General features: G+C 70.4%; 14 protein-coding genes. 7 read left to right on the plus strand and 7 right to left on the minus strand.

Features of this window, described 5'->3' with window-relative positions; genetic code table 11:
* The first annotated feature begins 30 nt into the window (after nt 1–30).
* The 3 genes from C8263_RS02945 to C8263_RS02955 all read left to right on the plus strand — a co-directional run bounded on the left by C8263_RS02945 (nt 31) and on the right by C8263_RS02955 (nt 3,160).
* On the plus strand, nt 31–1,611 hold the full coding sequence (locus C8263_RS02945) for a GMC family oxidoreductase (protein ID WP_107136615.1): 1,581 nt from the start codon (nt 31–33) through the stop codon (nt 1,609–1,611).
* A gap of 93 nt (nt 1,612–1,704) precedes the next feature.
* Nucleotides 1,705–2,229: a hypothetical protein gene (locus C8263_RS02950; protein WP_107136616.1), complete on the plus strand. Its 525-nt coding sequence runs from the start codon at nt 1,705–1,707 to the stop codon at nt 2,227–2,229.
* Between the two features lie 190 nt (nt 2,230–2,419).
* Nucleotides 2,420–3,160, plus strand: a complete 741-nt coding sequence (locus tag C8263_RS02955) for a class I SAM-dependent methyltransferase (RefSeq protein WP_107136617.1) — start codon at nt 2,420–2,422, stop codon at nt 3,158–3,160.
* On the opposite strand, the gene C8263_RS18775 is transcribed toward C8263_RS02955, so the two are convergent.
* From C8263_RS18775 to rsmA, 7 genes are all read right to left on the minus strand, one after another.
* Complete coding sequence (locus tag C8263_RS18775; RefSeq protein WP_146160567.1) at nt 3,141–3,359, minus strand: hypothetical protein; 219 nt, start codon at nt 3,357–3,359, stop codon at nt 3,141–3,143. The two genes, C8263_RS02955 and C8263_RS18775, sit on opposite strands and share 20 nt — an antisense overlap.
* 40 nt (nt 3,360–3,399) lie before the next feature.
* A complete protein-coding gene (locus C8263_RS02960; protein WP_158263730.1) occupies nt 3,400–3,903 on the minus strand; it encodes a transposase in 504 nt (167 codons plus the stop codon).
* The gene (locus C8263_RS02965) at nt 3,900–4,427 is read right to left on the minus strand and encodes a winged helix-turn-helix domain-containing protein (RefSeq protein WP_107136619.1); all 528 of its coding nucleotides are present in this window, start codon (nt 4,425–4,427) and stop codon (nt 3,900–3,902) included. Before C8263_RS02965 ends, C8263_RS02960 begins: the two co-directional genes overlap by 4 nt.
* Nucleotides 4,428–4,604: 177 nt before the next feature.
* Nucleotides 4,605–4,985: a hypothetical protein gene (locus C8263_RS02970; protein WP_107136620.1), complete on the minus strand. Its 381-nt coding sequence runs from the start codon at nt 4,983–4,985 to the stop codon at nt 4,605–4,607.
* Entirely contained in the window at nt 4,979–6,526 is a 1,548-nt protein-coding gene (locus C8263_RS02975; protein WP_107136747.1) for a gamma-glutamyltransferase family protein, read from the minus strand. The genes C8263_RS02970 and C8263_RS02975 overlap by 7 nt, the downstream gene beginning before the upstream one ends.
* A gap of 206 nt (nt 6,527–6,732) precedes the next feature.
* On the minus strand, nt 6,733–7,734 hold the full coding sequence (locus tag C8263_RS02980; protein ID WP_107136621.1) for a carbohydrate kinase family protein: 1,002 nt from the start codon (nt 7,732–7,734) through the stop codon (nt 6,733–6,735).
* A 69-nt stretch (nt 7,735–7,803) separates the two neighbouring features.
* Nucleotides 7,804–8,664 carry a 16S rRNA (adenine(1518)-N(6)/adenine(1519)-N(6))-dimethyltransferase RsmA gene (rsmA, locus tag C8263_RS02985; RefSeq protein WP_107136622.1) on the minus strand — a complete coding sequence of 287 codons (861 nt, stop codon included), beginning with the start codon at nt 8,662–8,664 and terminating at the stop codon, nt 7,804–7,806.
* Nucleotides 8,665–8,786: 122 nt separating this feature from the next.
* Between rsmA and C8263_RS02990 the strand changes: the two genes are divergently transcribed.
* The 4 genes from C8263_RS02990 (at nt 8,787) to C8263_RS03005 (ending at nt 13,765) form a co-directional block, all read left to right on the plus strand.
* The gene (locus C8263_RS02990; RefSeq protein ID WP_107136623.1) at nt 8,787–9,593 is read left to right on the plus strand and encodes a tetratricopeptide repeat protein; all 807 of its coding nucleotides are present in this window, start codon (nt 8,787–8,789) and stop codon (nt 9,591–9,593) included.
* A 1-nt stretch (nt 9,594) separates the two neighbouring features.
* Nucleotides 9,595–11,082, plus strand: coding sequence for an NAD(P)H-hydrate dehydratase (locus C8263_RS02995; RefSeq protein WP_233218607.1), 1,488 nt, complete (start codon nt 9,595–9,597; stop codon nt 11,080–11,082).
* A gap of 59 nt (nt 11,083–11,141) precedes the next feature.
* A complete protein-coding gene (locus tag C8263_RS03000) occupies nt 11,142–11,876 on the plus strand; it encodes a DUF4388 domain-containing protein (protein ID WP_107136624.1) in 735 nt (244 codons plus the stop codon).
* 215 nt (nt 11,877–12,091) lie between these two features.
* The gene (locus C8263_RS03005) at nt 12,092–13,765 is read left to right on the plus strand and encodes a glycerol-3-phosphate acyltransferase (protein WP_107136625.1); all 1,674 of its coding nucleotides are present in this window, start codon (nt 12,092–12,094) and stop codon (nt 13,763–13,765) included.
* The last annotated feature ends 143 nt before the right edge of the window (nt 13,766–13,908 follow it).

The following is a 13,908-nucleotide window of genomic DNA, read 5'->3' on the forward strand; positions in this document are numbered from 1 at the left end:
CGGCCCGCCCCCGGCCTATACTCGCCGCACATGACAACAGGCAGCGGGGGACAGGCAGATGTGGTGGTGGTGGGCGCCGGGTCCGGCGGGTGCGTGGCGGCGCGCGCGCTGCTGGACGCCGGACTGCGGGTGCTGCTGCTGGAGGCCGGCGGCCCGGACACCCACCCGCTGATTCGCGCGCCGGGGGCCTTTAGCAAGCTCTTTCGCACGCGGGTGGACTGGAATTTTTCCACCGTGCCCCAGCCCCACGCTGCCGGGCGCAGCTTCTACTGGCCGCGCGGCAAGGTGCTGGGCGGCAGCAGCGCCATCAACGCCACCATCTGGATTCGCGGTTCAAAGCGTGATTTCGACAGCTGGGGCGAGGGCTGGACCTGGGCCGACGTGCTGCCTACCTTCCGCGCGCTGGAGGACTACCGGGGGCCCGCCTCGCCCACCCGGGGCCAGGGCGGGCCCATGCCGGTGGGCGCGCGGGCGCAGTCGCATGCCCTGAGTCACGCCTTTGTGGCCTCGGCGGCGCTGGGGCTGGGCCTGCAGCCAGCAGACACCTTCAACGACGGGGAACTGGCCGGCGCGGGCCTGCTGGAAAGCAACCACCGCGGCGGCGAGCGCTACAGCGCCTTTCGCGCCTTTCTCAGGCCGGTGCTGAACCACCCCAACCTGACGGTGCTGACGGGCGCCCACGTGCTGGAACTGCTGTGGAACGGCACCCACGCGGCGGGCGTGCGCCTGCGCTGGCAGGGCCGCACCCTGGATGCCCCGGCGGGCGGCGTGCTGCTGAGCGCCGGAGCCCTGCAAACCCCACAGCTGCTGCTGCTTTCGGGCGTGGGGCCCCGCGCGGCACTGGAGCGGCTGAATATCCCGGTGCGCGCAGCGCTGGGCGGCGTGGGGGCGGGGCTGCAGGACCACCTCGCCGTGCCGGTGATTACCCGCTCCCTGGTGCCCTCGCTGGACAGTGGCCCGCCCGCCGCCGCGCTGGCCCGCTACGCCTGGAACCGCACCGGGCCCCTGAGCAGCAACGTGGCCGAGGCCGCCGCTTTTTCCCACGCCCGCCCCGGCCTGCGCCCCGACGAGGACCCGGACATTCAGTTTCACTTTGGACCCGCCTACTTCCGTGACCACGGCTTTCAGACCGCCCCCGGCGCGCACTTCTCGGTGGGGCCGGTGCTGGTGGACGTGCACAGCCGGGGCCGCCTTACGCTGGCCTCGCGCGATCCGCTGGCGCCCCCGGTGCTGGACCCGGCCTACCTGACCGACGAGCGCGACCTGCAGAGCCTGCTGGCGGGCGTGCGGCAGGCGCGCGAGATTGCGGCGGCTCCGCCCCTCAGGGGCCTGCGCGGCGCCGAGGTGCTGCCCGGCGAGGGGGTGCGCAGCGAGGCGGCGCTGCGCGCCTTTGTGGCTCAGGAGTGCGCCACGCTGTACCACCCGGTGGGCACGGCGGCCCTGGGCGACGGCGACGGCGCCGTGGTGGACCGCACCCTGGCGGTGCGCGGCACCCGGGGCCTGTGGGTGGGCGACGCCAGCGTGATGCCGCGCATTCTGCACGCCAACACCAACGCGGCGACCATGATGATCGGGGCGCGGGCTGCCAGGTTTGTGGCGGCGGCCCTCTAAAGCCCAGAGCGTCAGGACGAGGCCCAGAGGGCCGCACATTCCTCATGCCCAGTTCATGAGCAGCCCCCGCGTGGCAGGTAGGGTGGCACAGACATGAGGCGCTTCCTTTCTGTACCGCTGACCGCTGCCCTGGGCGCGGCCACCCTCGCCAGTGCCGTGCCCGTGAAACTGGGCAACGTGCCCGTGACGGTTGAACCGAACGCCAAACTGCTGACCCTGAGTGCCGCCGGCATTCGCACGGCCTTTCCCTCGGCCGCTGGCCGCCCTGACGCTGTGTTCATGACCGAGGACCGCAAGGTGAGTGTGGCCTTTGAGTGGCGCGCGAGCAAGCTGGCGCAGAACGAGGTGGCCAAGCTGGTCGAGCAGTTTCCCGGCGTGATCCGCGCCCAGGTGCCCAACATCCGCAGTCTGAAAGCCAATCTGGTGCAGGTGGGCGGCGCGCCCTGGGCCCAGTTCGTGTTCACCACCCCCGGCCAGGGCGACGAACTGCGCCGCGAACTGATGGTGACCAGCGCGGGCGGGCGCATGCTGGTGATCACCATTGCCGGTAACCTCAAGGACTACTCGAAAAATGAGGCCGTGGTGCGCACCCTGGCCAACAGCGTCCGGGTGAACTGAGGGGACAGGAGTTGATGCCGCCTTCCCGCGTCCGGGGGGGCGGCTTTTTTTAGCCATGAGCTCTGGGCCATGGGGGAAAGATCGGGAGGTGCGGCCGGAATGGGAGAAGGAGGCAGTAGGCCCACCCCCGTCTCTCGCTTTTTCCCCATGGCTCATGGCCCAGAGCCCAGAGCCCTTTACTCTTCTCCCTGTGAACTACGATGACTTTGCCGACCTGTACGACCACCAGTACGACGTCTACCGCGACGACCTGCACCACTACGCGCGGGTGGCGGAGCAGGCGGCGGGGCCGGTGCTGGAGATCGGGTCGGGGACAGGGCGGGTGACCACCTTTCTGGCGCGGCGCGGCGTGCAGGTCACCGGGCTGGAGCCCAGCGCGCGCATGATCGAGCGGGCGCAGGCACGCGCGGCGCAAGGTGGGCTGACGGTGCGCTTTGTGCAGGGCGAGGCAGGAACCTTCCGGCTGGAGGACCGGTTTGCCACCGTGCTGGCCCCCTTCAATGCCCTGATGCACCTGTACACGCCCACCGAGCAGCTGCAGGCCTTGGAGAACATTCACGCGCATCTGGTCACGGGGGGCACCTTTGCCTTCGATCTGTACGTGCCGCGCTTTGGCAAGCCAAACACCGTGCGCCACGAGGGCGAAACCTTCCACGCCCCGGACGGCAGCCGCACCGACGTCTTTCTGGTGCAGCGCCACGACAAAGCGCGCCAGCACGTCACCACCGAGTACCACGTGGACACCACCGCCCCGGACGGCACCCTGAAGCGGCGTCACTACACCCTGACCCAGCGCTATTACACCCGCTTTGAAATGGAATGGCTGCTGCGCTGTGCGGGCTTCGAAAGCCCCCGGGTGAGTGGCTCCTTTCAGGGTGGCCCGCTGGAAGAAGGGAGCGAGGTGATGGTGTTTACCACACGCGCGCTGTAGGCACGGAAAACAGGCAGCGGCTCTGCGCAGCGGGCCAGTCGGCCGTTATGCCCGCGCGGTCCTTGCCGCCTATATTCAGGCCGTCACCGTCGGCCCAGCCCACTTTGAAGGGGCCAACCCACGTCTCCTGAAAGCCCAGCTGTGCCTGCCAGTCCTGCCGCGCCAGGGCCTGAATCTGGGCCGCCTGCGCCGGGCCCACGCGAGCACAGACGCGCAGTTAAGTATCTCGCGGATCATTGTTAGATAAACTGAGCGCCGAGGGCAGTTAAAGCGGCGCCGAGGGCATCGCGCAGCTGAGCAACAGAGTCATAGCAGCGCCTGGGCATCAAAAAGCCCTTGAGTTGTCGCCAGACAGTCTCGATGTGATTCAACATCGGCGCGTAGGGCGGCAGATACCGGAGATACAGTCCCTGGGCCTCCCAGTGGGGGATCTTCCCGCGCAGGGCCGCGCCCTTGTGAAAGGGCGCATTGTCCAACACCACCACGGTCAACCGCTGGGGGTCACAGGTCCGTGCCACGGTGTCGAGGAAGGCCATGACCTGTTCGCCCGTGCAGTTTCCGTTCAATTCGCGCACGTCCAGGCGGGTATCGGCCCCGTCAAACGTGAAACAGCCCATGAGGTTGATGCGTCCACTTGATCCCCACCGTGTGGGGATCTCGAACTGACACCCCGAGCCCCGAGGCGTCCACGTCGAACCGATGGACAGCATCAACCCCAGGCCCGTCTGATCCAGAAAACTCAACCGGAGTTTGCCATCCAGTGCCCCCTTTTCAGCGTCTCGATGGACGCGGCGTGTTCGTGTTGCAGGGTTGGGTCGAGCGTTTTGGCGGGCGAGTACCTCGCCCGCTTCCAGGTGTAACCCAGGCGGTGCAGATGCTGGGCCATGGTTCTTGGACTGATCGTTACCTGAAACTGCTGTGCGACGGCCTCGCAGAGCATCGAGGCTGTCCAGAAGCGGTCTTCTCGCAGTTTCTCGTGGAGGAACGGCTCGATCACAGCGGTGACCAGCGGCGGTTTGCCTGGGGCTTGCCCATCGGCAAGCCCCGCGAGGCCCTGCTGCTCAAAACGCGTCAGATCGTTGTGCACCGCTTGCGGATTGCGATCAAAGTGCTGCGCGAGTTGGGTGACCGTCCAGCCGGCACGGTGCAACCGAAGCAGGGTCGCCCGAAAGCGCACTTTCGGATGCACGTGGACATTGAATTCCAGCGCACGGAGCTGCTGGTCAGCAGCTTCGCTGATCTCGATTCGTCGCGTGGGACGGCCCATGCCCGAATCCTACTTCTTATCCACCAGCTACTTAAGTCGCTCGCTGTTGATCTTGAGATCAACCGAGCGGGCTGGAACAGCGGCGCCGCAGAGCGAGTCTCGAACAAAGTATGTTGCACCGGGCGTGGAGACTTTGCGGTGCTCTCCCGAAAAGTCGCAACGTAAGGTGCAACGTCCTTAGGTCAGCGCCACGCGCGTCACCGCTTCCCGCTGGGCCGGGCTGGGGACAGCGGCTGGTACCCAAGCCATCACGGTGTTGATGCGGTTCAGGTTCAGCGCCACGGCGTCCGGGTTGGCCCCCGTGGTCAGATAGACCTGCACCGGGGCTCCCCGGACGTTCACCTGCAGTTTGGCGGTATAGGATTCCAGCCTCGCTGGGTCAACGGCGCTCACCGAGGCCTGCACGACCCCTGGCACCCAGCACAGCACGTCGTTGCGGGTGACAGGATCCAGGCCGCCCGCACTGGCCCGGGCGAGAAGCAGTGGGAGCAGCAACCAGCGGCGCATGGCCAGCAGCTGGCCGCCTTTGCCTGTGCTCAGGCGCAGCGGTCTTACCACACCGCAATGTGGCCGTCGGTGCGGGTCTCGGTGCCGCCTTCCAGCACGCCGGTCTGTGGATCGCGGCGAATCATCTGGCCCCGGCCAAACGAACCGGCCTCGGGCTGCACCGTCACGCTGTGGCCCCGGGCCATCAGTTCACGGGTCAGCCCCTCGCCCAGGCTGGGCTCGACCTCCACGCGCAGGCCGTCCAGCCACTGCCAGCGCGGGGCGTCCAGCGCCTGCTGGGGGTTCATGCCGTAGCGCACGGTGTTCAGCACCACCTGCAGGTGGCCCTGGGGCTGCATGAAGCCGCCCATCACGCCAAAGGGGCCCACCGGGGTACCGTCCGCGCGGCCCAGAAAACCCGGAATGATGGTGTGGTAGGGCCGCTTGCCCGGCGCCAGGGCGTTGGGGTGCGCGGGGTCGGTGTGAAAGTTGTGGCCCCGGTTGTGCAGGGCAATACCGGTCCCGGGCACCACCACGCCGCTGCCAAAGCCCATGTAGTTGCTCTGGATCAGGCTGACCATGCCGCCGTCCTCGTCGGCTGCGGCCAGGTACACGGTGCCGCCGGTGCTGGGGGCGCGGGTCTGGGGGTCGTGGGCCCGCTCGCCCAGGTGAGCGCGGTGGGCATTGGCATTGGCGCTGGACAGCAGCCCTGGTACGTCCACCGGCACGTGGCGTGGGTCAGCCACGTCGCTGTGGGCGTCGTGAAAACCGCGCTTCATGGCTTCAATCTGCAGGTGCAGGCCCCGGGGATCGTCGCGGCGCTCTGGCAGCTCCAGCCCCGAGAGCACGTTCAGGGCGATCAGGGCGGCAATACCCTGGCCGTTGGGCGGAATCTCGTAGACGCGGTGGCCGTCGAATTCGGTGTGAATGGGCGTCACCCACTCGCTGCGGTGGGCAGCCAGATCGGCGCCAGTCAGGAGGCCGCCCCCGGCGCGGGCATGGGCGCCGATCTGCGCGGCCAGCTCGCCCTCGTAAAAGGCGGCGCCGGCCGTGCGGGCAATCTCGCGCAGGGTGCGGGCATGACCGGGCGAATGCCACAGGGCGCCGGGGGCCGGCGTGAACCCATCCGGCAGGAAGGTGGCAAACCACTCGGCCATGTCGGGGCGGTTCAGGCGGCGGTAAATGGTAGCGGCGCGCGCCCAGTTGGCCGCCAGGACGGGTGAAAGCGGGTAGCCCTCCTCGGCGTACCGGATGGCAGGGGTCAGGACCAGTTCAAAGTCCAGGCGGCCAAGGCGCGCGTGCAGGTCGGCCCAGCCGCGCACGGCGCCGGGCACGGTGACCGGGGTCCAGCCAAGCCGGGGCATCTGGCCGCCGTGGTGCTCACGCAGCACGTCCAGGGTCAGGGCCGCAGGGGCCGCGCCGCTGGCGTTCAGGCCGTGCAGCTCACCCCCGGCCCACACCAGGGCGAACAGGTCGCCGCCGATGCCGTTGCTGGTGGGCTCCACCACGGTCAGGGCGGCAGCCGTGGCAATGGCGGCGTCCACGGCGTTGCCGCCCTGCTGCAGCGCCCACAGCCCCGCCTGGGCGGCCAGTGGCTGCGAGGTGGCGACCATGCCCCGGCGGGCATACACCGGGCGGCGAACGGTGGGAACGTCTGGGTTGTAGGTCACGGCCGCAGGGTAGCGCGCAGGCGCAGGGCTATGGGCTCTGAGCCCTGAGCTATGCGCCACGAGGAAAGGCGCCTGTGCCCATGGCTCATGGCCAAAAAACGGCCGCCCAGCCGGCGTGGCTGAGCGGACCGTCCCCTTGCCTTCCCCTTTTACCCCGCCGTGCTCTTGCGGCCCCGGGTGGCTTTGGGGGCTGGGGTGGGGGCCGGCGACGGCACCGCCACGCCGGGCAGCACGCCGGCCAGATCGGCGGGGGTGATGGGGCGTTCCTGGGCGCCGATGCCGGTGGCGGCCAGGGCCCCGGCGGCGTTGGCGGCGCGCGCCGCTTCCGACATGCCCGCGCCGTTCAGGATGGCGTGGGCGAAAGTGGCGGTGAAGGTATCGCCTGCCCCCGTGGAATCCACGACCTGTCCCTCGGGGCGAATGGCGTCCACCAGTTCAGTCTCGGTGGGGGTCCAGGTGATTGAACCCATCTTGCCCACCTTCACCACCACGCGCTGCGCGCCGGCTGCACCCAGTCCGGCCAGCGCGGCGCTGATGGACCCGGTGCCGGTCAGCGCCTGCAACTCGTGCTGGTTGAGCATCAGGTAATCGGCGGCAATCACGTCGCCCAGCAGCGAGGTGCCCACCTTGTTCACAGCGCCGGTGCCCAGGTCCAGAAACACGGGGACCGGCTTCTTGGCGCCGCGCGCCGCCGCAATGGCGGCCAGGGTGTACTCGCGCTGCGGGCCCTCGGTCAGGGCGTAGGCGTTGATGATCAGGGCGTCGGCGCCCTCAATGTCGGCCACCTTCAGGCCCGCCGGGTCCAGCTGGCGGTTGGCGGCGCCGTGGCTGATCATGGCGCGCTCGCCGCTGGCCGTCTGCATCACGGTAATGGTGCTGGTCAGGCGTTCGGGGTCGCGCTGAATGGCGCCTTCCAGAACGCCGCTGTCGCGCACGTGGCTCAGGGCGTATTCGGCAAAGGGATCGGTGCCCACCCGGGCGGCCAGGGTGACGGTGTGACCCAGACGGGCCAGGGTCACGCTGATGGTGCCGCCCGCGCCCCCGGGCTTCATGCTGGCCTGCGTGGGCGTGACTTCCTCGCCGGGCTTGGGCAGGCGGCGCAGGTGATACAGATGGTCGACGGTCACGTCGCCGATAACATAGAACTTCATAACCCTCCAGGGCGCACAGGGCCCTCAGTCGTCACAGAATGGCGATCATGGCGGTGAAAACGCGTGCGACTACCGTACCACGCCCAGTTTGACGGCCATGTCACGCAGGTCACCCAGGGCCACGTCCTCGGCGCGCACGTCGCCGCGCAGGCCAGCCGCCGCCAGGGCCTCGTCAATGGCCTCGCCCTCAAAGCCGCCCAGACGCAGGTTGTTGCGCAGCGTCTTGCGGCGGTGGTGCAGCGCCGTTTCCACGAAGCTCAGGAACTCGGGCTCGGGGGCGGGGCGGCTGCGGTCAAAGTCCAGCCGCACCACGCTGCTGGTTACGTCGGGGGCAGGAAAAAAGGCCCCCTTGGGCACGTCGCGCACGTGGCGCACGCTGCCGTACAGCGAGGCGATGGCGCTCAGAAAGCCGTAGTTGTCGCTGCCGGGCTTGGCCGCGAGGCGCTGCGCCACCTCTTTTTGCACCAGCACGGTGGCGCTCACGATGCCCGGCGCGCGCATGAAGCGCGAGAGCAGCAGCCCGGTGATGTAGTACGGCAGGTTGGCGATCACGCGGGTGCCGGCGGGCAGCGACGCGTAGTCAAAGTTCAGGGCGTCGCCCCAGACCACCTGCACCTCCAGCCCGTCCAGGGTCTCGGCCAGCACCGGACGCAGGCGCTCGTCCTTTTCCAAGGTGGTGACCTGCGCGCCACGCCGGGCAATTTCCTGGGTCAGCACGCCCAGGCCGGGGCCGATTTCCAGCACCGGCACCCCGGGCTGGGCGCCGCCCGCCTCGGCAATGGCGCGCAGGATGTTGCCGTCAATCAGAAAGTTCTGGCCCAGGCTCTTGGTGGGTTTCAGGCCGTGGCGCGTCAGCAGTTCGCGCACGCGCGCCGGGGAATACAGCGGCGCCAGAGCAGGGTCGCGCGGGGTGGGGTCAGGGTGAGACATGAGAGAAGAGGGGGTGACCGGGAGGGGCCGCCCGCGCCGGAAACGCGTCAGTATACTCGGCGCGTGAGTCGCTTAGGAGCCGCTGCAGTCTGGTCGCCTGTTCCCTGCCGCCGGGGGCGGGCATGAGTGGGCTGCCGGAGGCCCCGGCGCTGCCTCCCGTCCGCGAACTGGTGGCGGCGGGCGACTGGCGCCGCGCGGCCATTACCGCCCGGCTGGCCGGCGAGGCCGCGCCCGTGCAGGAGGCCCTGGGGGCGCTGGACGGGGTGCAGGACGCGGTGCGCGCCCGGCGCTACCCCTCGGCGCGCCGGGCGCTGGGCGAGTACCGCCGCGCCCTGGACGACGCGCCGGGCGAACCGCTGCTGGCCGCGCTGCGCGCGCAGGTGCCGCCTGACGAGGTGCTGGCGGCCCTGAACGCCCTGGAGGGCAGCCAGAAGGAAACGGACCCGGCGGCGCTGCAACAACGGCTCTCGGGCGCCCTGGCCCAGCCGCTCACCCGGGCCGAGGCGCTGAACATGCAGGGCATACTGCACGCGGTGCGCGGCGAGGCCGACGACGCCCGGCGCGTGCTGGACGAGGCCCGCCTGGCCGACCCGGGGCACTACCGCGCCCTGACCAACCTGGGGAACCTGGATATGGAAGCTGGGCGCTTTGCCCAGGCCGAAGCCACCTACCGCGAGGTGCTGCGCATCAACCCCGACTATGACGGCGGGCACCACAACTTAGGGGTGGCGCTGCGCCGCCAGGGCAAGGTGGCCGAGGGCGTGCGCAGTATTCGCCGGGGCCAGCGCCTGGCCATGAAGCGGTCCAAGGACGACACCGACGCCGAGATGAAAGAGCGCTTTGCTGCCAGCCCGGCGCTGCGCCACCTGCGCTGGGGGCTGCTGGCGGGCCTGGGCCTGATCGCCTACCTGGCCCTGCGCGGCGGCTGAGATGAACGGGGCCAGGGAGGGTGAGGCCATACTGACCCCGAACAGCGTGCGGCGCCTGGACGCGCGCCTTGCGGCAGCCGGGCTGCTGGACCTGGCCATGGAAGAGGCCGGGCGTGCGGCAGCCGATGAGCTGACCCGGGCCTTTCCCGGCCGGGCAGCTCTGCTGCTGGCGGGTGGGGGTGCCAATGGCGGCGACGCCTTCGTGGCCGCGCGGCATTTGCTGGCGCTGGGCGCGCCCGCCACCGTGCTGGCGCTGCCGTCGCGTCACCCGCTCACGCGGGCCAACCGGCGGCGCTGGCGGGCGGTGGGCGGTCAGACGGTCGCCCTCACGCCAGCGGCCCTGAGCCGGCGGGCAGACGCGAGCACCGTGCTGGTGGACGGCCTGCTGGGCACCGGCTTTCAGCCGCCGCTGCGCCCGGCCCTGGCCGGGGTGATCGCGGCGCTGAACGCGGCCCGCGCGCTGGGCAGCCCGGTGCTGAGCCTGGACCTGCCCAGCGGCCTGGAGGCCGAACTGGCCGGGGCAGACCAGAGCGTGCAGGCCGACGTCACCGTGACCTTCAGCGGTCTCAAACCGGCGCTGCTGTTTGGCCCGGCCGCCGCACGCGCTGGACGGGTGGTGGTGGCCCCACTGCGCCTGCCGCCCGGCTGGGCCCTGGCCGAGGCGGTGGCCACGCAGCCCGGCGACGCCGAGCTGGGCGCAGTCCTGCCTGTGCGCGGTGCCGACGCCCACAAGGGCACCGCCGGGCGGGTGTGGATCGTGGGCGGCCATCCGGGCACGGCCGGGGCGCCGCTGCTGGCCGGGCTGGGCGCCCTGCGCGCCGGGGCCGGGCTGGTAACGGTACACAGCGGAACCGAGCTGCCGCTGCTGTACCCCGAGCTGATGGTGCGCCATCACGCCAACCTGGGGGCCTTTCTGGCCGCCGAAGACCACGCCCGCCCGGACGCCGTGGCGCTGGGCATGGGCCTGGGGCCCGGGGCGGCTGGGCACGCCCGCCGGGTGCTGGCCTGGGGGCTGCCCACCGTGCTGGACGCCGACGCCCTGCAGCCCGAACTGGCCGGACACGGGCACGCCGGGTGCCTGTGGACCCCGCACCCCGGCGAGGCCGCGCGCCTGCTGGGCGTGGGCACGCCCGACATCACCCGTGAGCCGCTGGCGGCGGCCCGCGCCCTGCAGACCCGGCTGGGCGGCGTGGTGATCCTCAAGGGCGGGCCCAGTGTGGTGGCCGACGATCAGGGCCTGAGCGTGTCGCGCGGCGGGCACCCGGGGATGGCCAGCGGCGGCATGGGCGATACCCTCTCGGGGCTGCTGGCCGCGCTGCTGGCCCAGGGGCTGGGGCCGGGCGAGGCCGCCCGGGTGGGCGTGCGTCTGCACGCCCGCGCCGGCGAGCGCGCCGCGCGGGTCTTCGGCTACGGCCTGGGCGCCACCGACGTGGCCCACGAACTGGGCGGCGCCTGGGCCGACCTGCGGGTGGCCCATCCGGGCAACTGACCCACCCTTCAGGTGCAGGAGCGTCACGCGGCCGGAAAGATGGTACCGTGCGCTCATCCATGCAAGGGCTTCTGAGCGACGTTCCGCTTCTGGGTGTACTCGAGCTGATTCACACGACCCGTCAGACGGGGGTGCTGGAGGTTCAGACGGACGTGCCGTTCACCGTGGCGTTTGTGGGCGGAGAAATTGTCTCGGGGGGCATTCTGGACTGGCTGGGCACCGAGGCCATTCACGCCTGCCCCCTGCTGGTGGACGCCGGCATGTTCATGTTCTCGCCGCGTGCCGTCACCGGCGCGCCCCTGGGGCCTTACGGCCACTTCTCCACCGACTGGGCCCGCCTGAGTGACGAGTGGATACAGGTGTGTCAGGTGATTGGCAGCCCCAGTCAGGTGTTTGAAGGCCGCGTGCCGCTGTTCGACGTGCCGGGGGGCCGCTCGGTGCGCTCGGCGGCCCTCAGCGCCGAGATGCCGCTGTTTCAGGTGGCGCAGACGGTGGCCCAGAACGTGCAGAGCGGCGCGCTGGAACCCCGGGGCCGCTTCGAGTGGCAGCGCCTGAAGCTGCAGCCCACCAAACAGCGCGCCGCCCTGCATCCGGTGGCCCGCCTGCTGGACGGCGAGCGCACCCTGGGTGACGCCGTGGACCAGGGCACGCCGGTGGCCGATGTGCGCGAGTACCTGCTGGGCGAACTGCGGCTGGGGCTGCGCTTTTCCGGCAGCGGCTGGGTACTGCGCGATCTGGTGTGGGAAACCCAGCACCTGCAGGGCGGCGAGGGGGAGAGGGTCATGGGGGGGTAAGGAGAGAGCCGGTGCTGAGCGGGCGCACGGTCCTGGCACCGGATCAAACCCAGCGCGCTGCTGGCCCTTTCAGGCACCGCCTGGGCGCCGGTCGTGGCCAGCGCGGCGCGCTCTGCCGCACGTCCTGGCCCAGTCTCAGGGACACGGGGCCTGCATGCCCCACCCGCCACTGACCACTCCCCACCCACCACTCACCCCTCCCCTACAATGGCGAAATGGTGTTTCTCTCGGCCCTGCTGCTGCTCGTGGCGTTTCTGGTGGGCACGCTGCCCGCAGGACAGACGCTGCTGTCCCGCGCGGGCGTGAATGTCCGCATGACCAACGCGCATAACCTGGGGGTCGAGAACGTTCTGCATCTCGTGGGCCCCCGGCTGGCCCTGCTCAGCGCCCTGCTGGACGCCGCCAAGGGCTTCGTGGCGGTGCTGATGGCGTCCAGCCTGGGCCGCCCGGAGGTCACGGTGCTCGCGGCGCTCGCGGCGTACCTGGGGCACCTGAATCCGCCGCGCGCCCTGTACGGCCAGCGCCCGCCGCGTGGCCGGGGCAACCTGCTGCTGCTGGGGGTGCTCTCGGCGCTGGCGGTCACGGGCGCCCTGCCGCTGTGGGCAGCGGCGCTGCCGGTGGTGGTGTACGCCGGGGTGGCCGGGTACTGGGGTTTTGTGAGTGCCGCCACGCTGGCGGGCCTGCTGGCCTTTGCGCTGGCCGTGGCCCTGCTGCCGCTGGGCCCGGCTGCCAAGCTGGGCGCGCTGGCGCTGCTGGTGGCCGCCACGTGGCGCTTCAAGGAGAACCTGGGCCGCCTGCTGGACGGTACCGAGCCCCGCCTGGGTGACCCGGTGCCGCTGGCCGGGCGCCGCCCCGACGAGGTGGTGGCCGCCTTCATGATTCACCCCATGACGCTGGAGAACTTCTGGAGTGCGCAGCGCTTTGCGTGGCTGCGTCCCCTGGTAGAGCGGGGCATCATCAGCGAAAAGGGCGTGCGCCAGCTGGCCGAGAGCATGCGGCCCATGAAGGTGGGCGAACTGCACGGCATCCGTACCCTGGACGGCAAGCGCATTCGCTGTTACCTGCTGTCCAGCCCCCTGCTGCCCGACGTGTTCCGCGACCAGCCGGAACTGGCCACCCGCCGCGCCATCGAGGGCGCGCGGCTGGCCCAGGAACTGGGGGCCGAGGTCTTTGGGCTGGGCGCCTTCTGGTCGGTGGTGGGCAACAAGGGGGTGGACGTGCAGGCGGCCGTTCCCGAGATCACCGTGACCAACGGCGGCGCCTACACCTCCGGCACCATCAAGGCGGCCATTCCCGGCATTCTGGAGCACTTTGCCGCGCAGGGCCGCGACCTGAAGCACGCCACGGCGGGCGTGGTGGGAGCCAACGGGGTGGTGGCGTTCGGCATTGCGCGCACCATCGCCCCGCAGGTGGGCCGGCTGATCATGGTGGGGCGCGACGTGGAGCGCCTGGAACGCAGCGCCGCCACCCTGCGCCGCGCCGCGAAAGACACCGAGATCATCACGACCACCAGCTATGAGCCGCTGAAAGACGCCGACCTGATCTTCTCGGCCACCAGCGACCCCAATCCGGTGATCTTTCCGCAGCATGTCAAGACCGGCGCCTGGATCTTCGATGAGGGCCGCCCCGCCGACGTGCATGACAGCGTGCTGACCATGCCGGGCGTGCGCGTGATTCCCGGCGGCGTGGTGCGCCCCCCTGGCGGCATGACCAGCAACATTGACCTGCAGTTTGGCGAGGGGCAGGTGCCCGCCTGCCTGGCCGAGACCCTGATCATTGCCGCCACCGGCGAGCACTGGCGCAAGAGCCTGGGCCCGCAGACCCTGAGCGAGAACATCAATTTCTTCGTGGAGCAGGCGCAGAAGCTGGGCTTTGAGGTCGTGGACTGAGCCGGAGAACATGAGCGGGGAACAGCGCTGCCAGCGGCACCCGCCCGGCGGCGCTTTCTGTTGACCCCTCATCCGCGTTCCGAAACATTCCGTCACGTCTTCCGGAATTTTCCGACCGGAGGGACTCGCAGCGCTGCGCAGCA

The sequence above is a fragment of the Deinococcus arcticus genome (genome assembly GCF_003028415.1).
In the GTDB taxonomy this organism is placed as follows: domain Bacteria; phylum Deinococcota; class Deinococci; order Deinococcales; family Deinococcaceae; genus Deinococcus; species Deinococcus arcticus.